1 protein-coding gene is annotated in these 407 nt (G+C 54.8%); it reads right to left on the bottom strand.

Translation table 11 applies throughout. From position 1 onward, the window contains the following. Positions 1-407, bottom strand: a 407-nt coding sequence (locus tag SxD43FB_RS24165; RefSeq protein ID WP_217988854.1) for a condensation domain-containing protein, incomplete at both ends; no start/stop codon positions are given.

Genomic DNA, 407 nt, shown 5'->3' with positions numbered 1-407 from the left:
AGCGGCATAGTCGGGATATTGGATTGCCAACGGCGACAATGGACTTGCCTGATTGTTGCTAAACGCCGTGTACAGCGCACTTAACTCAGACAAAAGTATGCCTAGCGACCAGCCATCCGAGATGATGTGGTGTTGTGTGAGTAGCAATACATGCTCATCTGCAGATGAGGCGGCAGGTACCCGGATCAGGCAAGCCCGGATAAGCGGCCCTCTAGTAAGATCAAAGGGCGCCCGAGCCTCTTCGGTACAAAGCCTTCCAAGTTCTACTCCTGCACCCGATCCCTTGATCGGTTCGTCATGGAGATCAATCCGGCGCAATGGCAAACCGTGTTCGCAGGCCAGCAGATGCACTTCGGCCTCTCCCTCTTTGGTGACAAACACAGAGCGTAATGCCTCATGGCGCGACC

The sequence above is a fragment of the Sphingobium sp. D43FB genome, assembly GCF_002312805.1.
Lineage (GTDB): Bacteria > Pseudomonadota > Alphaproteobacteria > Sphingomonadales > Sphingomonadaceae > Sphingobium.
The sequence above is the reverse complement of the archived record's forward strand: the minus strand, read 5'-3'. Positions and strand labels throughout refer to the sequence as shown.